This window comes from Bacteroides sp. 14(A) (genome assembly GCF_000526555.1).
Taxonomy (GTDB): Bacteria; Bacteroidota; Bacteroidia; order Bacteroidales; family Bacteroidaceae; genus Bacteroides; species Bacteroides cellulosilyticus.
In genome coordinates this window covers 1670700-1691345 of record NZ_JAGH01000002.1, presented here as the reverse complement: position 1 = coordinate 1691345, position 20646 = coordinate 1670700, and the positions used below count along the sequence as shown (strand labels likewise).

Genomic DNA, 20646 nt, shown 5'->3' with positions numbered 1-20646 from the left:
TTTTTACAATACAGGATAAATCACTCCTTCTTTGATGGTGGTATTTACACAATTCATACCGACATAATAAGGCAGGAAATGGTAATTATCGGAATTCAGCACTACAAAATCTCCCTTCTTGCCTACTTCGATGCTGCCGATACTATCCGCCCGGTTCAAGGCAGCAGCCCCGTTCAGGGTGAGGGCAGTGATAGCTTCTTCAATAGTAAGATGCATATAGATACATGCCAGGGCAAAAGTTAAAGGAATGGAACCGGAGAAACAACTGCCCGGATTGAGATCTGTGGCAAGGGCTACGGCACAACCGGAATCAATCATTTCGCGACCGCGTGCATAAGGTTCTTTCAGGGCAAAAGCTGTAAGAGGGAGTAAAGTTGCAACGGTTCCGGCATCCCGCATAGCGCGGATACCTGTATCGGATGCATGCAACAAATGATCTGCGGAAACAGCAGAAAGCTCGGCAGCCAGTTCGGCACCCCCCAGCGGAACGATTTCATCGGCATGGAGTTTCAAGCCCAAACCATATTCCTTGACAGCTTGCAACAGACGGCGAGATTGTTCGACAGAGAAAACGCCTTGTTCGCAGAAGACATCACAAAACTCGGCCAGTTCGTTTTTGGCAACACAAGGCAGGACATCACTGATAATGAAATCAAGGTATTCATCCGTACGTCCCTTATATTCCTCGGGTACGGCATGCGCACCCAGAAAAGTGGATACAATATCTACCCGCTTATGTTCGTCATTATTCAGGCTACGCATGACTTTGAGTTGCAGAAGCTCCGTTTCCTTATCCAGTCCGTAGCCGCTCTTGCCTTCTACGGTAGTAACCCCCATATTACTCATTTGCCTCAAAAAAACTTCGGCTTTGGAGCGGAGTTGAATAAAACTACATTCGCGGGTGGCCTTTACAGTGCTTACAATGCCACCACCACGCTCCATGATAGACATATAGCTTTCTCCTTTCAATCGCCAGGAGAACTCTTCGGCACGTTCGCCACCAAATACAAAGTGAGTATGCGAATCGACGAAGCCGGGTAACAGGCATTTGCCACGAGCATTGTAGTGCCAGTAGCGTTGATAATATCCGTCACGCATCTCGCCCCGGGAAGGGCCGACATAGGAAATGATACCGTCGGTTACTTCTATTGTAGCATTATCAATGATGCATAGTTCCCCCATCTCTTTGCCACAACGGGCGGAAAAGCCGATGGGGGTTACAACACGGGCATTGAAAATTATCAGGTTCTCGGTCATATTTAAAAACTTTATTTGTGTAATTTGCGTAATTTGCGTTCTTTTATCATTCTATTATTCTTCCATAATCCTCGCCTCAAGCACTTGTTGCATAGAGAAATTCTCTAAACCAAGATAATAAGAAGCTGTATCAATGAGCGCCTCCATCGGAACAAGACCGATAATCTCACTTCCCACAATGCTGACCCCATAGCGACGTGCTTCTACACGGGTCAGTTCAAAAGCGCGGTAAAGGGCGGTACGGGTATAGTCTGTCATATTGATGGAAACCTGAGTAATGCCCCGGTCTTTCAACTCTACTCCCATTGCTTTGCAATAACGCAGGCCACCGCCAATGAAACGAATCTTCTTGGCAATATCATGTGCGATATCCAGATTAGGTGTATTCAGATTGATATTGTAGGCTACCAACGGCATGCGGGCACCGATAGCAACGGTTCCGGCAGTGGCATGGCGTTCGGCAGGACCAAAGTCGGGCTGCCATTCGGGTAGTTTTATCTTTTCTGCCATACCTTCGAACTCACCTTTACGCACGGCAGCAAGATTTTCGCGATGCGGAGCCGATGCGGATTTCTCATAGAGAAAGACAGGAAGATTATAGCGTTTGCCTACCTCCGCACCTACTTCTTTGGAAAGGGCGATAGCTTCTTCCATCGTCACATTCTTGATGGGAATGAAAGGAACTACATCTACGGCACCCATACGGGGATGTTGCCCGGTGTGGTGGTTAAGGTCAATAAGCTTTACAGCAATGCCGATAGCTTCGAGAACGGCATCACGAAGGGGTTCCGGTTCTCCTACCACGGTTACTACCAGGCGGTTGTGGTCTTCGTCGTTACTGTAATCCAAGAGTTTTACACCTTGTTTACCACGGAAAGGGGATATGATTTGATCTATTTTCTGCAAGTCACGTCCCTCGCTGAAGTTGGGGACACATTCGATGATTTTATTCATGATTCTCTTTTTATGATATGTATTTATTTACTAATTCGTCATCAGCCACGTATGGCATCGTAATATGATAACCATCAGCATGTGTCCGGTTAAACTCTTCACTCGTCTCCATAGCATGCCCATTGCGTGCCCATGAACGCCGGGCCACACCACCCATCACGTCCCACAACATAGCTGAACGAAGTATTTCATCCACCCGCTCACTACCATCGCATACCATACCGAAGCCGCCATTTATGGCTTTTCCAATACCCACACCACCACCATTGTGCAGTGCTACGAGGCTCATTCCCCGGGCACAGTTTCCGGCAAAGCATTGCACAGCCATATCCGCCATGACATTGCTTCCATCTTTTATATTAGAAGTTTCACGGAAAGGAGAGTCCGTACCGCTCACATCGTGATGATCGCGTCCCAACATAATAGGCCCTACTTCACCATTGCGTACCATTTCGTTGAACTTCAACGCTATCTTCATACGTCCTGCCGCATCCTGATAAAGAATACGTGCCTGAGTACCTACCACAAGATTATTCTTTTCCGCGTCACGTATCCAATTGTAGTTATCCAGATCCTGACCGCGACGGTTCGGGTCAATACATTCCATCGCTGCATGATCGGTCTTTATCAAATCTTCATGTTTACCACTGAGACATACCCAGCGGAAAGGTCCGTAACCGTAATCAAAAAGTTCCGGCCCCATGATATCTTCTACATAACTGGGGAATATAAATCCATTCTTATCATCTTCTTCTTTGGCAATTTCACGAACTCCGGCATCATAAACGGCTTTCATAAAGGAGTTTCCATAATCGAAGAAATAGGTACCCTGCTCTACAAGGGCTTTTATAGCCCGGAAATGGCGCACCAACGATTCATTCACCAGTCCACAGAATTTCTGCGGGTCTTCATGCAACAGACTTGTACGTTCGGCGAAAGTAATTCCCGCCGGACAGTATCCGCCTTCGTAAACGGCATGGCAGGAAGTTTGGTCAGAAAGCAGGTCTATATGTATATTTTGGTTTACAGCATATTCCAGCAAGTCAACGATATTCCCATGATAAGCAATGGATATCGGTTTCTTGCCGTCCATCGCCTCATGCGCCAGCGAAAATGCTTCGGGAATAGAATCCGTGACATGCCCTACCCAACCTTGCCGATGCCGGGTTTCAATACGTGACATATCTACCTCGGCTATAATGGAAGCTGCACCCGACATCTCGGCGGCCTTAGGCTGGGCACCGCTCATGCCGCCCAAACCGGAAGATATAAACAGGTGTCCGCGCAAATCACCATTCTGAGGAATACCGAGCTTCATACGTCCGGCATTCAGCAGAGTATTAAAGGTACCATGCACAATACCCTGAGGACCAATGTACATCCAGCCTCCGGCAGTCATCTGACCGTAGTTGGCAACTCCCATTTGCATGGCCACGTGCCAATCCTTCTGATTATCGTAAAGACCTACCATCATGGCATTCGTAATAATCACGCGTGGTGCATCGGGCTTAGAACGGAATAATCCCAGTGGATGTCCACTTTCAATAACGAGTGTCTGATCTTGAGTCAGCACTTCAAGATACTGTTTAATGAGACGATACTGCATCCAGTTTTGACAGACCTGTCCCGTTTCGCCATAAGTGACGAGTTCATAAGGATAGAGGGCAATGTCGAAGCAGAGATTATTGTCAATCATCACCTGGAAAGCCTTGCCTTCAATGCAATTTCCTTTGTAAGCATCGATAGGTTTCGCTTTGAGATCACCTTGCGGACGATATCGGTAGCCATAGATACGCCCGCGGGTACGAAGTTCTTCCATAAACTCCGGTGCGAGGGTCTCGTGTAATTCTTTGGGGATATAACGCAATGCGTTCTTTAACGCCGTGGCAGTTTGTGCGGGCGAAAGTGTGAAGCCACGGTCAGGAGCCCTCCGGATACCCTCTACAAAAGTGGGATAAGGGGGCAATGTGTTACTTAAGGTTATTTCCATAACATGCAGGATGAAAGGTTACAAAATGTCATCAGTTTACTTCTGTAAGCTGCCGCAATATAGAAATAAATCCCGATATCAACAAGTGATACCGGGATTTATTTATCATTTAGTCATTTTAAGCGTAGTAAGTATTTACCTGTAACTTCCGCACTTTCACTGCTTTCCTGTAAGAAGGCGTTCAGAAGTTCCGGCTCATTTTTTAGTAGCTGTAGCATTTTGTCTTTTCCTACGAACTCTACTTTACCCGTTTCCGGATTCAGTTCATAATAAACCCGCGCATTGACCAGCCCCGAAGCAGCAATGGCCGTACCGACATCTCCCCCCAGCTTCGTAGCGTCGGCAGGTTGTGTGGTACTTGCCGCCACAGAACCTACAGGCTGTGCGTAGAAATAAATTTTCCCCTGTATCCAAGTGGCAGGGGCATACCAACCGCCGAAACGGAAACGTTTATAACGCACTTTCTTACAGTTAACGTATAACGCCGAGTCAGCCCTCACCGCATAACAACGGGATTTCAAATATCGGCAGAGACCGGGATTGTCATCTACCGAGACGCGATAGTCAGCACCTCCCATCAGTAAAATCTGATTCTTGGAGCGCTTCTCTATCTTCAATGTGGAGAGTGTGTCGCCACGATCTTCCACCAATTCCTTCAAATTGGCATATATCACTTGCTGGGCGCTCCCATGCAAAGCAACCAATAATCCGAATATGCCTAATAACCACCACCTTTTCATACCCCAAGCTTTTCTTTCTAAAACAGTTTTATCTGAGCGAAAGTTACATTATTTATCCAAGAAGAGCAAATTATTGAAAAGAAAAATGCAATTTTGGCAGATTTATGTTCATGCATATTTATACTTGGGCTTATCTCTATACTGCATAATACGCTTCAAAGCTGCGAGTAACTGGAAAAATAAGCAATACTCATCAAAGGGATATCTAAGGCGAAAACTTACTACCTTGATGGATAAGAATAGTTTCATCACTTGGAACTGCAAGTTTCATGCCTTGAAACAAGCAGTTTCATGCTTTGAAACAAGCAGTTTCACACCGAGAAACAGACAGTTTCACACTGAGAAACAAACGCTTCTCTTAAAGGAAACATAAATATGGATGCTAAGTTCTTCATTAGAGCAAGAGAAAGCAGATGAAGCATTTGGTTATAAAGCAGGCTTATTTTACCTTTGCGGCAAAGAAACAATAGAATGAACACAATCAATGAAATAACCGCCACTTATCAGCGCATCGCTGAAGAAGGACGTTCGGAATTAAATAAAGTACAAAACAATATTTACCGCATAGGCTCACTGCGATTATTGTTATTTGTTGCAGGAATTGCGGGAATTATATATTTCTGGTCATCAGGCTGGATAGTATTAACGGGGATCATTACCGTCACACTTCTGCCTTTTATCCTATTGATAAAGTATCACAACCGGCTGTTTCACCAGAAAGATTATCTGGAAAAAAAGATAGCAATCAATGAGCAAGAACTTTCGGCGCTGAACTATGACATATCCTCTTTTGAAGACGGAGCAGAATTTATCAATCCGGCACACCTGTACAGTTATGACCTGGATGTGTTTGGTCCACATTCTCTTTTTCAGTATATAAACCGTACCTGTACGCAACTTGGAAAAAGCTTGTTAGCCAATTGGCTGGGCACGCATCTGGTAAATAAGAAAGAGATAGAATCCCGACAGGAAGCCATTCGCGAACTGACATCGGAATTGAACTTTCGACAAGAATTCCGTATTCTGGGACTGCTCTATAAAGGAAAAGCTGCTGATGAAGATGAATTAAAGGCATGGGCTAAGAGTCCCAGTGTCTTCCGGAAAAACGTTTTCTTTCGCATGCTACCGCTATTGGCGGGTGGAATAAATATCTTATGTATAGCATTGGCTATTGCAGGCATTATTCCGCTCACTGTTTTCGGTATTCTATGGTTATGCTTTGTGTTTGCCAGCTTTTGTTTCACTAGTAAAATCACTAAAATGCAAGCTGTCTACGGGAAGAAGCTACAGATATTAGCAACGTATGCCAATCTGCTCCGACTTATTGAGAACCAACCCATGAAAAGTCCGATATTGAAGGAAGTGAGAGAGTGGATCGGTGATGAAAAACAAACGGCTTCTCACTCCATCCAGCGTCTAAGTAAGCTTATGAACGAACTCGATCAGCGAAACAACGCCTACATATATGCCACCCTCAACGGATTATTCTTCTGGGAAATCCGCAAAATCATACAGATTGAAGGATGGAAAGAGCAATATGCTTCTGAACTGCCACGCTGGCTGACAGCTATCGCTCACATGGATGCTCTGTGTTCACTGGCCACATTCGCCTATAATCATCCGGATTACTCCTACCCTATTATTGCCACCCGGTCTTTCAGTCTCCGCGCCGCATCTATGGGACATCCACTGATGAACCGCGACAAATGTGTACGTAATGACATTGATATAGAAAAACGTCCTTTCTTCATTATTATCACCGGAGCAAATATGGCAGGCAAAAGTACGTATCTTCGTACGGTAGGCATCAACTATTTGCTGGCTTGCATCGGCACCCCCGTTTGCGCCCGGAGTATGGAACTGTATCCTGCTCAACTCATTACCAGTCTGCGCACCAGCGACTCCCTGAATGATAACGAATCCTATTTCTTTGCAGAACTGAAACGTCTGAAACTTATCATCGACAAACTGCAAGCCGGTGAAGAGTTTTTCATCATCCTTGATGAGATTCTAAAAGGAACCAACTCCATGGATAAGCAGAAAGGCTCGCTCGCCCTTATCAAACAATTCATGACTTTACAGGCAAATGGTATCATCGCTACTCACGACCTGATGCTCGGCACGCTTGCCGACATTTATCCTGATGACATCCATAATTACCGATTCGAAGCCGACATCACAGGTAATGAACTGACCTTTTCTTATCGTCTGCGCGAAGGAGTAGCTCAGAATATGAATGCCTGTTTCCTAATGAAAAAAATGGGGATAGCCGTTACCGACTGATCCCCATAACTTCAAAGTTAAGTCCAGAAACCCTGAGGGTTAGTTCACTTTACACTTCGCCAAGAAAGCCGATATGGTTGCTGCATCATTCCCTGTATAATAATGTACAGAGGTTACCGGAGTGTATGTATAAGGCACAAACTGGAACAGCTGAACGGCTGCAAATTTATTATCTTGAGAAAGTATAACATCCAAACGTACATTACCGCTTCCTTCACTCTTTACACCTTCTTCAATAGAAAGCTGGCCTTTTTCAATCATCTCTTTCAACTTACCCATGTGTTTCAAATCGAAGAACACACTGCGTTCCTTAGTAATACTTCCTGTCGGAATATATACCACTTCTTTAGATTTCCAGAACAAACGGAATATTCCTAAGAGGAAAAATGCCGTACCTAACACCATCAACAACATACTAAGCGTAGATGAGCGGTCAGTTACTTCAAAAGTTGATGCGAATATAAGGATACCTAACAGCAGCATTGCCACTGAAAAAATTAGTCCGGAGACACTTGTGCGTTTTGCGATATCGGGGTGTGTAGACGCAAAAATAGTTGCGTCAATTGCTTGAGTTGCCATAATTTAAATCGTTTAAAATGAATAAAAGTTTAACTGATAAAACATACCAATAATCACCTCGTACAGTCTATGACCACATAAGGCAAATAAATCTGAATTCATTCAAACGTCTAAATGATAATTCGCCTGAGCGTAAATACATAATATTCACACGCAGGGTGGCAGCGATAAGAGGTGCTGGTATCAAATAACTTCGAGCGATGCAATGACAGTACATCGTCACGATGAGCCAGCCGCTCTATCATGTCTTTTAACGAAAGGATATATTCTGTTGTATACGAACGTTGCGCACGTGAAAAGGTAAGCAACTGAGTAGTTCCAGCGGAACCTGCAAGTTCTGCATCTGACAAATATGGCAATTTCGGAGCCGGAATATAACTTCCTTGCCGAACATCATTTCTCTGCGTATCCCCCTCTTCTCCTAAACTAACTTGAGCGGCAATAACCATTTCATCTACCGTCTGTACGGTAAATGCATCACTCACACTTCCACAAAAGGCAGTAGCAAGGACCAGGAATAATATCACCTTCAGAAACTTTGCCATATCTATCTGCAAAGATAACAGTTTGTTTCATTTAATTGTTTAATAGTAGAACCTTTTAATGAATGTTTAGGAAAGATATATCTTCTTTCCTCCCAAAATATCCGAATGCAAATTAAAAAAGCCGCCCCTTTCACAAGAGACGGCTTTTATATTGAAAAGAATAGTCGATTTATTCAGCTTTAGCTTCTTCCGCTTTTGCCTCTTCAACTGCCGGTGCTTCAGCAACCGGAGCTTCTGCCGGAGCAGCAGCTTCAGTAGTAGCTTTCTTAGAACGGCGGGTACGAGTAGCTTTCTTAGCAACCTTTTCCTTAGCCATGTTTTCGTTGTAATCAACGAGTTCAATAAAGCACATTTCAGCGTTGTCACCTAGACGGTGCCCTGTCTTGATGATACGAGTATAACCACCCGGACGGTCAGCAATCTTCACAGAGATTTCCTTGAACAGTTCCGTTACAACTTGCTTGTCTTGCAGATTGCTGAATACAACACGACGAGAGTTAGTCGTGTCATCCTTTGACTTTGTAATCAAAGGCTCAACAAACTTCTTCAGAGCTTTAGCCTTTGCAACAGTCGTAGTGATTCTTTTGTGCTTAATCAAAGAACATGCCATGTTAGATAACATCGCATTTCTGTGAGAAGCAGTACGACCTAAATGATTGAATTTCTTATTATGTCTCATTTTTTATTCTTTATCTAATTTATATTTAGAAATATCGGTTCCAAACGAAAGATTCAGACTTTCCAGCAAATCATCAAGCTCAGTAAGCGATTTCTTTCCGAAGTTTCTGAATTTCAGCAAATCCGTCTTATTGAATTGTACCAAATCACCCAATGTTTCTACATCGGCAGCCTTCAAGCAGTTGAGGGCACGAACCGATAAGTCCATATCAACAAGTTTAGTCTTCAACAATTGACGCATGTGCAATACTTCTTCATCAAATTCTTCATTACCATCCACATCATTGCTTTCCAATGTAATCTTCTCATCAGAGAAGAGCATGAAGTGATAAATCAGAATCTTTGCAGCTTCTTTCAGCGCTTCCTTCGGATGAATAGAACCGTCGGTAGTAATCTCAAGTACCAATTTGTCGTAGTCCGTCTTTTGTTCAACACGGAACGGTTCAATCTGATACTTCACATTACGTATCGGTGTATAAATGGAATCGATAGGAATTACGTTAACATCCGTGCAATATTCGCGGTTTTCATCAGCCGGAACATATCCACGACCTTTGTTAATCGTAATATCGATTTGCATAGTTGCTTTAGAATCTAAATGACAAATAACTAATTCAGGATTTAACACTTCAAATCCAGTCAAATACTTACCTATGTCACCTGCTTTAAATTCACTAGAATTTTCGATTGTAATACTTACTTTCTCACTTTCGAATTCTTCAACTACTTGCTTGAATCTCACCTGTTTCAGATTCAAGATAATGTTAGTAACATCCTCTTTAACTCCCGGTACGCTAGAGAACTCATGCTCAACACCATCTATTTTGATAGTAGTGATAGCAAAACCCTCTAATGACGAAAGCAGGATGCGGCGTAGTGCATTACCAACGGTAATACCAAAACCGGGCTCCAACGGACGAAATTCGAATTTACCGAATCTAGAATCCGCTTCCAACATTAATACTTTATCAGGTTTTTGAAATGCTAATATCGCCATGAAATTAATTATTTTATTTAGAATACAATTCTACGATCAAATGCTCTTTAATGTTTTCAGGAATGTCTGCTCTTTCAGGTACATGCAACAATTTACCAACCTTAGAGTTATCATCCCATTCCAACCAAGGATATTTGCTGTGGTTAAAGCCAGCCAGTGAATTAGCAATTACTTCCAAAGACTTAGATCTTTCACGAACACCAATTACCTGACCCGGTTTTACTGCAAATGAAGGAATATTTACCACTTCACCATCCACAGTAATATGCTTGTGACCCACCAACTGACGAGCAGCTGCACGAGTAGGAGCAATACCTAAACGGAATACAATGTTATCAAGACGACCTTCGAGCAACTGAAGCAGAATTTCACCGGTAATACCTTTAGCTGTTTCTGCCTTTTCAAATAGGTTGCGGAATTGTTTCTCTAAAACTCCATAGGTGTATTTGGCCTTCTGTTTCTCACGAAGTTGAACACCATACTCAGAAGTTTTTCTTTTTCTGGAATTACCGTGTTGTCCGGGAGGATAGTTCTTCTTTGACAATACTTTATCTGCTCCGAAGATACCTTCACCGAATTTACGGGCTATTCTTGATTTTGGTCCAGTATATCTAGCCATTTCTTTTAAATTTTAATTGTTTTATTCATGAACTTAATTTGTTGCAGCCGCGATTACAGAGAGAAATTAATGTAATCCAAAAACAAAATCAAGATCATTTTTATTAAAGGTAAATCTTAAACTCTACGTCTTTTCGGAGGACGACAACCATTATGTGGAAGCGGAGTTACATCAACGATTTCAGTAACTTCGATACCTGCACCGTGAATAGTTCTAATAGCAGACTCACGTCCGTTACCTGGACCCTTCACATATGCTTTTACCTTTCTCAGGCCAAGATCAAATGCTATCTTTGCACAATCCTGGGCAGCCATCTGTGCTGCATAAGGAGTGTTCTTCTTAGAACCTCTAAATCCCATTTTACCAGCAGATGACCAAGAAATAATCTGCCCTTCACTGTTTGCAAGAGAAACAATAATATTGTTGAAAGATGAATGAACATGCAACTGTCCATTAGCGTCAACTTTCACATTTCTCTTCTTTGCTGCAACTGTTTTTTTTGCCATATCAACAATTATTATTTAGTAGCTTTTTTCTTATTTGCAACGGTTTTCTTTCTACCCTTACGAGTACGAGCATTATTCTTTGTGCTCTGTCCTCTTACAGGCAAACCGATACGATGACGTACACCACGGTAACAACCAATATCCATCAAACGTTTGATGTTCAATTGAACTTCCGAGCGAAGATCACCTTCTACTTTAAATTCTGCACCAATGATCTCACGAATCTTGGCAGCTTGATCATCCGTCCAGTCTTTTACCTTCAGGTCTTTATCTACACCAGCTTTATCTAAAATCTTTGCTGAACTACTACGACCTATTCCATAGATATAGGTCAACGCAACTTCACCTCTTTTATTTTGAGGCAAATCGACACCAACTATTCTTATAGCCATATACTAAATTATTTTTTTTGCAAAAATAATAATATTATCCTTGACGTTGTTTATACTTAGGATTTTTCTTGTTAATAACATACAAACGGCCATTGCGTCTAACGATCTTACATTCTGGCGTACGTTTCTTTAAAGATGCTCTTACTTTCATATCTTAATTTTATTTATATCTAAATACAATTCTTCCTTTCGATAAATCGTAAGGAGACATTTCGACTCTTACTTTATCCCCCGGCAGGATTTTAATGTAATGCATTCGCATCTTACCGGAAATATGTGCAGTAATCTCATGTCCGTTTTCTAATTCAACACGAAACATTGCATTAGACAATGCTTCAACAATAACTCCATCTTGTTCTATTGCAGATTGCTTAGCCATATTATTTTTTTAAATTGCTTTATCTCCTAATACTTCTTCTATGAACTCAAACGATGATAAGATATCAGCTTTGCCAGCTCCAACAGCCACTGTATGCTCAAAATGAGCTGCATACTTCCAATCTTTAGTTCTCACCGTCCAACCATCACGCTCCATTACTATTTGGCGACTCCCTTGCGTAATCATTGGTTCAATAGCAATACAAAGACCTTTCTTTAACATAGTTCCATAACCACGTTTTCCATAATTAGGGACCTGAGGGTCTTCGTGCATTTCTTTACCTATACCATGACCAACAAACTCACGCACTACACCGAATGAATTGGACTCACAATGTTCTTGTATTGCATATCCGATATCACCCAACCGTTTTCCTTGAACGGCATTTTCTATTCCGATGTATAATGCCTCTTTAGTAACCTTCAGTAATTTGCGAACTTCCTCATCTACTTCCCCTACACAAAATGTATAGGCAGAATCACCACAAAACCCATTCATATAAGTACCACAATCAACCGATACAATATCACCTTCTTTTAGTACTATATCTCCAGGAATGCCATGTACCACCTGTTCATTTATCGATGTACACAACGAAGCTGGAAATGGATCACCATATTGATTTGGAAAACCTTTGAAAGTAGGAACAGCACCATGATCTCTGATAAACTCTTCCGCTACTTTATCCAGTTCCTTTGTAGTAACTCCCGGCTTTACCAGTTTTGCAACTTCAGCCAATGTCCTCCCGACAAGCAAATTACTCTCACGGAGCAGCTCTATTTCATCTTCCGTTTTAAGAAATATCATCTTATAAAAAGATTAATATGCAGCTACATTACTACGCCCTTTAATACGACCAGATTTCAACAGACCGTCATAATGTCTCATCAACAAGTGACTTTCAATCTGCTGGAGTGTATCAAGAACCACACCTACAAGAATTAACAAAGATGTACCGCCGAAGAATTGAGCAAATTCAGCTTTCACACCAAAAATACCGGCAAACGCTGGCATAATAGCTACCAAAGCCAAGAAGAAAGAGCCAGGCAATGTTATACGAGACATAATATCATCGATATATTCGGCTGTCTTCTTTCCCGGCTTGATACCCGGAATGAAACCATTATTCCTCTTCATATCCTCAGCCATCTGAGTTGGGTTAATCGTAATTGCAGTATAAAAATACGTAAACAGTATAATCATTATTGCAAATACGAAATTATACCAGAAGCTTGTATGATCAGTAAATGCACGTACAAAACCGCTCACATGATCTACATTTGAAAAACCAATAAAGGTGATAGGGATAAACATAATTGCCTGAGCAAAGATGATAGGCATTACACCAGCTGCATTCACTTTCAAAGGAATGTATTGTCTTGCACCACCATATTGTTTGTTACCTACAATTCTTTTAGCATATTGTACAGGAATTTTTCTTGTACCTTGCACCAACAAAATTGCAGCAGCAATTACCAGCAACAGGAATACGATTTCAATTAAGAACATAACCAAACCACCTGTCTTATCAGTCATACGGGAAATTAATTCCTGGAATAAAGACTGAGGCAAACGGGCAATAATACCGATTAAGATGATAAATGAAATACCATTACCGATACCCTTATCAGTGATTCTCTCACCAAGCCACAAAATAAACATACTACCAGCTGCCAAGATAATGGTAGAGGTAATCATGAACAGAGTCCAATCTAATGAAGCATTTAAGGAAGGACCGGCCTGCATTTTAAGATTGAGCAAATAAGAAGGAGCCTGAACCAACAAAATAATAATCGTCAAATAACGAGTATACTGGTTCATTTTTCTTCTACCACTCTCACCTTCACGTTGAAGTTTCTGGAAATACGGAACCGCAATCCCCAACAACTGAATAACGATTGAAGCAGAGATATAAGGCATAATTCCTAATGCAAAAATAGATGCATTAGAGAATGCTCCTCCCGAAAACATGTTTAATAAGGCTAAGAGGCCCTCGCTTGTTTGTTGATGCAATTGTGTCAGCATAGCCGGATTAATACCAGGCAGTACGACGTACGAACCAAAACGGTAGATTGCCACAAACAATATGGTAATGAGGATCCGTTGTCTCAGATCCTCAATTTTCCATATATTCTTTAATGTTTCAATAGCTTTTCTCATCGAATTAGAGTTTTACTACACTTCCACCAGCAGCTTCAATGGCAGCAACAGCAGTCTTAGAGAATGCATGAGCTTGCACATCCAACTTTGTAGTCAAAGTTCCATTACCTAATACCTTCACCAACTGATTTGAAGAAATAAAACCAGCAGCGATAAAGTCATTAATTCCAACTGATTCCAACTTCTTAGCTTCAGCAAGTTTCTGAATTGTATCCAAGTTGATAGCCTTATATTCTACACGATTAATGTTCTTAAAACCGAATTTAGGAACACGACGTTGAAGAGGCATCTGACCACCTTCAAAACCGATCTTCTTAGAATAACCAGATCTTGATTTAGCTCCCTTATGACCTCTGGTAGAAGTACCTCCCAAGCCAGAACCTGGACCGCGTCCAATTCTTTTTCTTGTTTTAGTAGATCCTTCTGCAGGTTTTAAATTACTTAAGTTCATATTGTAATTCGTTTTATATTCAACAAATAATTACTTAACAATGGTAACCAAGTGTTTAACCTTATCCACCATTCCAAGAATTGAAGGAGTACACTCGTGTTCAACCACACGATTCAACTTACGAAGTCCCAGTGCATCGAGAGTTCTTTTCTGATCAGCCGGAGCACCAATTCTACTTTTAACTTGTTTAATCTTTATAGTCGACATATATTCCTCCTTATCCTCTAAATACTTTTTCAATACTAATTCCTCTGTTTTGAGCAACCATACGTGCGTCACGCATTTCACCCAACGCCAGGATAGTAGCCTTCACCAAGTTGTGTGGATTAGAAGATCCTTTTGACTTAGCCAAAACGTCCGTAATACCAACACTTTCAAGTACTGCACGCATTGCACCACCGGCAACTACACCTGTACCATGAGAAGCAGGCTTGATGAATACTTCCGCGCCACCAAACTTAGCGGACTGTTCGTGAGGAACAGTACCCTTCAGTACAGGTACTTTCGTCAGATTCTTCTTAGCTGATTCAACACCTTTAGCGATAGCTGCGGTAACTTCACCAGCTTTACCAAGACCCCAACCGATGATGCCTTCTTCGTTACCTACAACAACAATTGCAGAGAAACTAAAAGTTCTACCACCTTTGGTTACTTTGGTTACACGATTAATAGCAACCAAACGGTCTTTCAGTTCTATATCGTTTGTAATCTTAACTCTATTATTAATTGCCATAATGATTAAAATTTAAGTCCACCGTTACGAGCAGCATCAGCTACTTCTTTTACTCTCCCATGATACAAGTAACCATTACGGTCGAAAACAACAGTAGTAATACCTGCTTCCTGAGCTTTTTTAGCGATCAACTCTCCAACCTTTGCAGCTTGTTCTTTCTTCGGCAACTTCTCTGTTATACCCAAAGAAGAAGAAGCAGCCAAAGTCTTACCACTCAAATCATCGATAAGTTGGACGTAGATTTGCTTATTACTTCTAAATACACTCATACGCGGACGTTCAGCAGTACCTGAAATTTTATTGCGTACTCTATATTTGATTTTTATTCGTCTTTCTATTTTTGTTGTCATAACATTCTTATTTTATGTAAATTACTTAGCGCCGGCAGATTTACCAGACTTTCTACGAATTTCTTCACCAACAAACTTAACACCTTTACCTTTATACGGTTCGGGCTTACGGAAAGAACGTATCTTAGAGCAAACTTGACCCAGCAATTGTTTATCGCAAGACTCTAAAATAATAAGAGGATTCTTATTTCTTTCAGATTTTGTCTCTACCTTAACTTCAGGAGGCAGCTGTATGAAGATACTATGCGTATAACCCAAAGACAACTCAATAATATTGCCTTGATTAGAAGCACGATAACCCACACCTACAAGTTCCAATTCTTTTTTATATCCTTCAGATACACCAACAACCATGTTGTGAACTAAAGAGCGGTACAAACCATGAAATGCATGCTTTTGTTTGGAATTATCCAACATTGCATTTTCATTCTCACTCAAAGTCACATGACCATCTTCGATGGCAACATTGATAGCAGGATCTACATATTGGCTAAGTTCGCCTTTGGGTCCCTTCACGGTAACCACATTTTCTTTCAGAGTAACTGTTACTCCAGCGGGAATACTAATGGGTAATTTTCCTATTCTTGACATTGCTAATTCCTCCTATTAATATACATAACACAAAACTTCACCACCAATTTTCAGTTCAGCGGCTTCTTTGTTGGTCATTACACCTTTGGAAGTAGATATTATAGCAATACCCAAACCATTAATAACTCGCGGCATGTCCTTGTAACCGGTATACTGACGCAAACCTGGAGAAGAGATTCTTTCCAATTTCTTAATCGCGTTTACTTTGTTAACCGGATCATACTTCAAGGCAACCTTAATTGTACCTTGAGGACCATCTTCTACAAACTTATAATTAAGGATGTAGCCTTTCTCAAAAAGAATCTTAGTGATTTCTTTTTTCAAATTTGAAGCGGGAACTTCTACAACTCTGTGCTTTGCTTGAATAGCGTTCCGCAACCTCGTCAAATAATCTGCTATTGGATCAGTCATATAATAAAAAATTAAATTAATCAGGCCTACCCTGACAATATTTAAAACAAAAATTACCAGCTTGCTTTCTTAATACCGGGAATAAGACCGTTAGAAGCCATCTCACGGAATTGAATTCTAGAGATACCGAATTGACGGATATATCCTTTAGGACGACCAGTCAACTTACAACGGTTGTGCATACGAATCGGATTAGAATTTTTAGGCAGTTCCTGCAATTTCTGTGCAGCTTCAAAAGCTTCAGCAGGATCACCTGTTCTAACAATTTGCTTCAATGCAGCTCTCTTCTCGGCATATTTGGCTACTAATTTAGCACGTCTTACTTCACGTGCCTTCATTGATTCCTTTGCCATATTATCAATCTTTTTTAGCGTTTTTAAACGGTAAACCGAATTCTTTCAACAAGGCATAACCTTCTTCATCTGTTTGTGCAGAGGTTACAAAGGTAATATTCATTCCGAGAATTCTGGTAATACTATCGATATTAATTTCAGGGAAAATGATTTGTTCCTGAATACCAAGAGTATAGTTACCCTTTCCATCAAACTTACTTTCAATACCCTTGAAGTCACGGATACGGGGAAGAGCTACACGCACCAATTTCTCAAGAAATTCGTACATTCTCTCACGACGCAAAGTTACCATAACACCAATCGGCATTTTCTTACGCAACTTAAAGTTAGCGATATCTTTACGAGAAATGGTTGCAACAGCTTTCTGACCTGTGATAGCAGTCATTTCATTAATTGCCACTTCGATAATCTTCTTATCAGCAACAGCCATACCCAAACCCTGATTGATAACAATCTTCTTAAGTACGGGTACCTGCATCGAAGAAGTATACTGGAACTGTGATTTCAATGCAGGCGCAATACGCTCTACATATTCTTTCTTAAGGCTTGCAGTATTACTCATTACTTAATCTCCTCTCCTGATTTTTTAGAAACACGTACAATAGTCTTCTTACCGTTTTCACCAATAGTTACTTTACGACTGATACGCGTAGCTTTACCCGTCTTAGGATCTACGGGATTCAAGTTAGACAAATGGATAGAAGCTTCCTGCTTCACAATACCACCCTGAGGGTTCTTTGCATTAGGCTTAGTGCTCTTGGACACCATGTTGACACCTTCAACAATTGCACGATTTTTATCAACAAGAACCTTCAACACACGACCAGTTTTGCCTTTGTCTTCACCAGCATTTACGTAAACTGTATCGCCTTTTTTAATATGTAATTTACTCATTACTTAAATCTTTTACAAAATTAAAGTACTTCAGGAGCGAGTGACACAACTTTCATGTTGGTAGCACGAAGTTCACGAGCTACCGGACCGAAAATACGACTACCTCTAATCTCGCCTGCATTGTTCAACAATACGCAAGCATTATCATCAAAACGTATATAAGAACCATCGGGACGACGGATTTCTTTCTTAGTACGTACGATCAAAGCTTTAGACACTGCACCTTTTTTAATATCACTTGAAGGAATGACGCTCTTTACAGAAACAACAATCACGTCCCCCACTGAAGCATAACGACGACCCGTACCGCCCAAAACGCGAATACAGAGAGCCTCTTTTGCTCCACTGTTATCACATACTGTAATTCTGGATTCTACTTGTATCATAATTACTTAGCTCTTTCAATTATTTCTACCAATCTCCATCTTTTAGTCTTGCTCAAAGGACGAGTCTCCATAATAAGTACAGTATCACCGATATTGCACTCATTTTTTTCATCATGAGCATGGTACTTCTTAGTCTTGCTAACGAACTTACCATATATGGGGTGTTTCTCTTTAAACTTAGCTGCTACTGTAATGGTCTTCTCCATTTTATTGCTCAGCACAACCCCAGTTCTTTCTTTTCTTAAATTTCTTGCTTCCATCAAGCTCATCATTTATTGTTAAGTTCTCTTTGGCGTAATTCAGTTTTCATACGCGCAATAGTCCTGCGTAATTGTTTGATCTGAGCAGGATTGTCCAAAGGAGAAATAGAATGATTTAAAACCATTTGATTATAGTTTGTCACTTCTGCCTCTACTCTTTCTACCAAATCATTGGTAGGTATTTCTTTTATTTCTGCTATTTTCATATCCCTTACGCATTTTGATTTTGAATATCATAATCACGTCTTACAACAAACTTAGTTGTAATAGGAAGCTTCTGTGCAGCTAAGCGCAAAGCTTCTTTTGCGATTTCATAAGATACCCCTTCGGCTTCGATAATAATTCTTCCCGGAGTAACAGGGGCAACAAAGCCCTCTGGAGCACCTTTACCTTTACCCATACGTACATCAGCAGGTTTTCTGGTAATAGGCTTATCCGGGAAAATACGAATCCAAATTTGTCCTTGACGTTGCATATATCTTGTCACTGCAATACGAGCAGCTTCGATCTGACGGCCTGTAATCCATTTTGTTTCCAAAGCCTTAATTCCAAAAGAACCGAAAGCCAACTGATTACCTCTCTGGGCAATACCTTTTTGACGGCCTTTTTGTTGTCTTCTGAATTTTGTCTTTTTCGGTTGTAACATAATTCCTAAAAATTCAAATTCGTTTAGCGATTATTTTTCTTTCTTTTGAAGTTCTTTCCGCCATTGTTTCCGCTATTGCTTCCACGACCGCTTTCTTTGCTTTGCGTAAAGTTTGGAGCTAATTCTCTCTTACCGAAAACTTCACCTCTACAGATCCAAACTTTAATACCGAGAAGACCAACCTTAGTCAATGCTTCTGCATGACAGTAGTCGATATCTGCTCTGAAAGTGTGCAACGGAGTTCTTCCTTCCTTATACATTTCAGAACGAGCCATTTCAGCTCCATTCAAACGTCCTGAAATCTGAATTTTGATACCTTCAGCACCCATACGCATTGTATTAGCGATAGCCATTTTTATGGCACGGCGATAGGCAATCTTTCCCTCTACCTGACGAGCGATGTTGTTTGCAACTATAACAGCATCCAACTCAGGTCTTTTCACTTCGAAGATATTGATCTGAATATCCTTATCGGTAACCTTCTTCAACTCTTCTTTCAACTTATCAACTTCTTGGCCACCTTTACCGATAATAATACCCGGACGTGCAGTACAAACGGTAATAGTCACGAGTTTCAGTGTACGTTCAATTACGATTCTTGAAACACTGGCTTTTGCAAGTCTAGCGTTCAAATATTTACGAATCTTGCTATCTTCCAGCAGAGAATCGCCGTAATTATTTCCACCATACCAATTGGAATCCCATCCTCTGATGATTCCTAAACGGTTGCTTATTGGATTAACTTTTTGTCCCATTTACCTTAATTTTGATCTTCGTTATTACTTTTAGAACCAACGAACAACGTTACGTGATTTGAACGCTTACGAATTCTGTAACCTCTACCCTGCGGAGCCGGTCTCATTCTTTTGAGTGTAGCACCACCATCAACAAAAATCTTCGTTACAAATAATTCGCCACTTTCAGCTTTACGTTCGTTTTTCTGCTCCCAGTTAGCAATTGCAGAGCGCAGTAATTTCTCAACTCTGGCAGCTGCTTCTTTTGAAGAAAACTTCAAAACGCCAAGTGCTCTATTCACTTCCATCCCGCGAATCATGTCAGCCACGAGACGCATTTTGCGAGGGGAAGTAGGAACATTCTGCAACTTTGCAAAATACATGGTCTTAAGGGCTTCTTTTCTTTTTTCAGCCGATATTTTTTTTCTTGCTCCCATTATATTTATACTTTATTATTTCAGATAAATCCTGTTATTTTTTCTTATTACCAGCGTGTCCTCTGAAAGTACGAGTTGGAGCAAATTCGCCCAACTTGTGCCCTACCATATTTTCGGTAACGTATACAGGAATAAATTTATTTCCGTTATGAACTGCAACTGTATGGCCTACGAAATCAGGCGAAATCATTGAAGCTCTGGCCCAAGTCTTAACAACAATTTTCTTGCCTGATTCATTCATAGCAAGAACTTTCTTCTCAAGCTTAACGTTAATATACGGACCTTTTTTTAATGAACGACTCATAGTTTACTCAATTAATC

General features: G+C 41.0%; 32 protein-coding genes. 1 reads left to right on the top strand and 31 read right to left on the bottom strand.

Annotated features, from left to right (window positions below):
• Positions 1-3 precede the first annotated feature (3 nt).
• The 4 genes from hutI to K429_RS0113690 all read right to left on the bottom strand — a co-directional run bounded on the left by hutI (position 4) and on the right by K429_RS0113690 (position 4941).
• Positions 4-1257, bottom strand: a complete 1254-nt coding sequence (gene hutI, locus K429_RS0113705) for an imidazolonepropionase (RefSeq protein WP_026367242.1) — start codon at positions 1255-1257, stop codon at positions 4-6.
• A gap of 54 nt (positions 1258-1311) precedes the next feature.
• Positions 1312-2211 carry a glutamate formimidoyltransferase gene (gene ftcD / locus K429_RS0113700; protein WP_007212100.1) on the bottom strand — a complete coding sequence of 300 codons (900 nt, stop codon included), beginning with the start codon at positions 2209-2211 and terminating at the stop codon, positions 1312-1314.
• A 10-nt stretch (positions 2212-2221) separates the two neighbouring features.
• Positions 2222-4201: a urocanate hydratase gene (locus K429_RS0113695; protein WP_007219573.1), complete on the bottom strand. Its 1980-nt coding sequence runs from the start codon at positions 4199-4201 to the stop codon at positions 2222-2224.
• Positions 4202-4314: 113 nt separating this feature from the next.
• On the bottom strand, positions 4315-4941 hold the full coding sequence (locus tag K429_RS0113690) for a DUF6563 family protein (protein WP_007212098.1): 627 nt from the start codon (positions 4939-4941) through the stop codon (positions 4315-4317).
• Between the two features lie 471 nt (positions 4942-5412).
• On the opposite strand from K429_RS0113690, the gene K429_RS0113675 reads away from it, so the two are divergent.
• Positions 5413-7224, top strand: coding sequence for a MutS family DNA mismatch repair protein (locus K429_RS0113675; protein WP_026367240.1), 1812 nt, complete (start codon positions 5413-5415; stop codon positions 7222-7224).
• Between the two features lie 39 nt (positions 7225-7263).
• Here the strand turns inward: K429_RS0113675 and K429_RS0113670 are convergent, their stop codons facing one another.
• The 27 genes from K429_RS0113670 to rpsS all read right to left on the bottom strand — a co-directional run bounded on the left by K429_RS0113670 (position 7264) and on the right by rpsS (position 20629).
• On the bottom strand, positions 7264-7803 hold the full coding sequence (locus K429_RS0113670) for a hypothetical protein (protein ID WP_007212094.1): 540 nt from the start codon (positions 7801-7803) through the stop codon (positions 7264-7266).
• Positions 7804-7913: 110 nt separating this feature from the next.
• A complete protein-coding gene (locus K429_RS0113665) occupies positions 7914-8348 on the bottom strand; it encodes a hypothetical protein (RefSeq protein ID WP_007212093.1) in 435 nt (144 codons plus the stop codon).
• A 169-nt stretch (positions 8349-8517) separates the two neighbouring features.
• Positions 8518-9027, bottom strand: a complete 510-nt coding sequence (gene rplQ, locus K429_RS0113660) for a 50S ribosomal protein L17 (RefSeq protein WP_007212091.1) — start codon at positions 9025-9027, stop codon at positions 8518-8520.
• A 3-nt stretch (positions 9028-9030) separates the two neighbouring features.
• On the bottom strand, positions 9031-10023 hold the full coding sequence (locus tag K429_RS0113655; RefSeq protein ID WP_007212090.1) for a DNA-directed RNA polymerase subunit alpha: 993 nt from the start codon (positions 10021-10023) through the stop codon (positions 9031-9033).
• Between the two features lie 13 nt (positions 10024-10036).
• On the bottom strand, positions 10037-10642 hold the full coding sequence (gene rpsD / locus K429_RS0113650; RefSeq protein WP_007212089.1) for a 30S ribosomal protein S4: 606 nt from the start codon (positions 10640-10642) through the stop codon (positions 10037-10039).
• 116 nt (positions 10643-10758) lie between these two features.
• Positions 10759-11148 (bottom strand): 30S ribosomal protein S11, encoded by a 390-nt coding sequence (rpsK, locus tag K429_RS0113645; protein WP_007212088.1) that lies wholly within the window; start codon positions 11146-11148, stop codon positions 10759-10761.
• Between the two features lie 11 nt (positions 11149-11159).
• Positions 11160-11540, bottom strand: a complete 381-nt coding sequence (gene rpsM, locus K429_RS0113640; RefSeq protein WP_007212087.1) for a 30S ribosomal protein S13 — start codon at positions 11538-11540, stop codon at positions 11160-11162.
• Between the two features lie 34 nt (positions 11541-11574).
• Positions 11575-11691, bottom strand: coding sequence for a type B 50S ribosomal protein L36 (gene ykgO / locus K429_RS29880; protein ID WP_002558051.1), 117 nt, complete (start codon positions 11689-11691; stop codon positions 11575-11577).
• Between the two features lie 9 nt (positions 11692-11700).
• Complete coding sequence (gene infA / locus K429_RS0113635; RefSeq protein ID WP_002558052.1) at positions 11701-11919, bottom strand: translation initiation factor IF-1; 219 nt, start codon at positions 11917-11919, stop codon at positions 11701-11703.
• A gap of 9 nt (positions 11920-11928) precedes the next feature.
• Positions 11929-12726 (bottom strand): type I methionyl aminopeptidase, encoded by a 798-nt coding sequence (map, locus tag K429_RS0113630; protein ID WP_007212086.1) that lies wholly within the window; start codon positions 12724-12726, stop codon positions 11929-11931.
• Between the two features lie 12 nt (positions 12727-12738).
• A complete protein-coding gene (gene secY, locus K429_RS0113625) occupies positions 12739-14079 on the bottom strand; it encodes a preprotein translocase subunit SecY (RefSeq protein WP_007212085.1) in 1341 nt (446 codons plus the stop codon).
• A 4-nt stretch (positions 14080-14083) separates the two neighbouring features.
• The gene (rplO, locus tag K429_RS0113620; RefSeq protein WP_007212084.1) at positions 14084-14530 is read right to left on the bottom strand and encodes a 50S ribosomal protein L15; all 447 of its coding nucleotides are present in this window, start codon (positions 14528-14530) and stop codon (positions 14084-14086) included.
• 30 nt (positions 14531-14560) lie between these two features.
• Entirely contained in the window at positions 14561-14737 is a 177-nt protein-coding gene (rpmD, locus tag K429_RS0113615) for a 50S ribosomal protein L30 (RefSeq protein ID WP_005929058.1), read from the bottom strand.
• Between the two features lie 10 nt (positions 14738-14747).
• The gene (gene rpsE / locus K429_RS0113610) at positions 14748-15263 is read right to left on the bottom strand and encodes a 30S ribosomal protein S5 (RefSeq protein ID WP_007212082.1); all 516 of its coding nucleotides are present in this window, start codon (positions 15261-15263) and stop codon (positions 14748-14750) included.
• Between the two features lie 5 nt (positions 15264-15268).
• Positions 15269-15613: a 50S ribosomal protein L18 gene (gene rplR / locus K429_RS0113605; protein WP_007212081.1), complete on the bottom strand. Its 345-nt coding sequence runs from the start codon at positions 15611-15613 to the stop codon at positions 15269-15271.
• A gap of 21 nt (positions 15614-15634) precedes the next feature.
• A complete protein-coding gene (gene rplF / locus K429_RS0113600; protein ID WP_007212080.1) occupies positions 15635-16204 on the bottom strand; it encodes a 50S ribosomal protein L6 in 570 nt (189 codons plus the stop codon).
• 15 nt (positions 16205-16219) lie between these two features.
• On the bottom strand, positions 16220-16615 hold the full coding sequence (gene rpsH / locus K429_RS0113595; protein ID WP_004291226.1) for a 30S ribosomal protein S8: 396 nt from the start codon (positions 16613-16615) through the stop codon (positions 16220-16222).
• A gap of 53 nt (positions 16616-16668) precedes the next feature.
• Positions 16669-16968 (bottom strand): 30S ribosomal protein S14, encoded by a 300-nt coding sequence (rpsN, locus tag K429_RS0113590; protein ID WP_007212079.1) that lies wholly within the window; start codon positions 16966-16968, stop codon positions 16669-16671.
• A gap of 4 nt (positions 16969-16972) precedes the next feature.
• A complete protein-coding gene (rplE, locus tag K429_RS0113585; protein ID WP_007212078.1) occupies positions 16973-17530 on the bottom strand; it encodes a 50S ribosomal protein L5 in 558 nt (185 codons plus the stop codon).
• On the bottom strand, positions 17530-17862 hold the full coding sequence (rplX, locus tag K429_RS0113580; protein WP_007212077.1) for a 50S ribosomal protein L24: 333 nt from the start codon (positions 17860-17862) through the stop codon (positions 17530-17532). Before rplX ends, rplE begins: the two co-directional genes overlap by 1 nt.
• A gap of 20 nt (positions 17863-17882) precedes the next feature.
• Complete coding sequence (rplN, locus tag K429_RS0113575; protein WP_007212076.1) at positions 17883-18248, bottom strand: 50S ribosomal protein L14; 366 nt, start codon at positions 18246-18248, stop codon at positions 17883-17885.
• Between the two features lie 2 nt (positions 18249-18250).
• Positions 18251-18520 (bottom strand): 30S ribosomal protein S17, encoded by a 270-nt coding sequence (gene rpsQ / locus K429_RS0113570; RefSeq protein WP_007212075.1) that lies wholly within the window; start codon positions 18518-18520, stop codon positions 18251-18253.
• Complete coding sequence (gene rpmC, locus K429_RS0113565; RefSeq protein ID WP_007212074.1) at positions 18517-18714, bottom strand: 50S ribosomal protein L29; 198 nt, start codon at positions 18712-18714, stop codon at positions 18517-18519. The genes rpsQ and rpmC overlap by 4 nt, the downstream gene beginning before the upstream one ends.
• A 5-nt stretch (positions 18715-18719) precedes the next feature.
• Positions 18720-19154, bottom strand: coding sequence for a 50S ribosomal protein L16 (gene rplP / locus K429_RS0113560; protein WP_007212073.1), 435 nt, complete (start codon positions 19152-19154; stop codon positions 18720-18722).
• A gap of 23 nt (positions 19155-19177) precedes the next feature.
• A complete protein-coding gene (gene rpsC, locus K429_RS0113555) occupies positions 19178-19909 on the bottom strand; it encodes a 30S ribosomal protein S3 (RefSeq protein WP_007212072.1) in 732 nt (243 codons plus the stop codon).
• 5 nt (positions 19910-19914) lie between these two features.
• Entirely contained in the window at positions 19915-20325 is a 411-nt protein-coding gene (gene rplV / locus K429_RS0113550; RefSeq protein ID WP_004291236.1) for a 50S ribosomal protein L22, read from the bottom strand.
• Between the two features lie 34 nt (positions 20326-20359).
• Positions 20360-20629 (bottom strand): 30S ribosomal protein S19, encoded by a 270-nt coding sequence (rpsS, locus tag K429_RS0113545; RefSeq protein WP_007212071.1) that lies wholly within the window; start codon positions 20627-20629, stop codon positions 20360-20362.
• Positions 20630-20646: the final 17 nt, after the last annotated feature.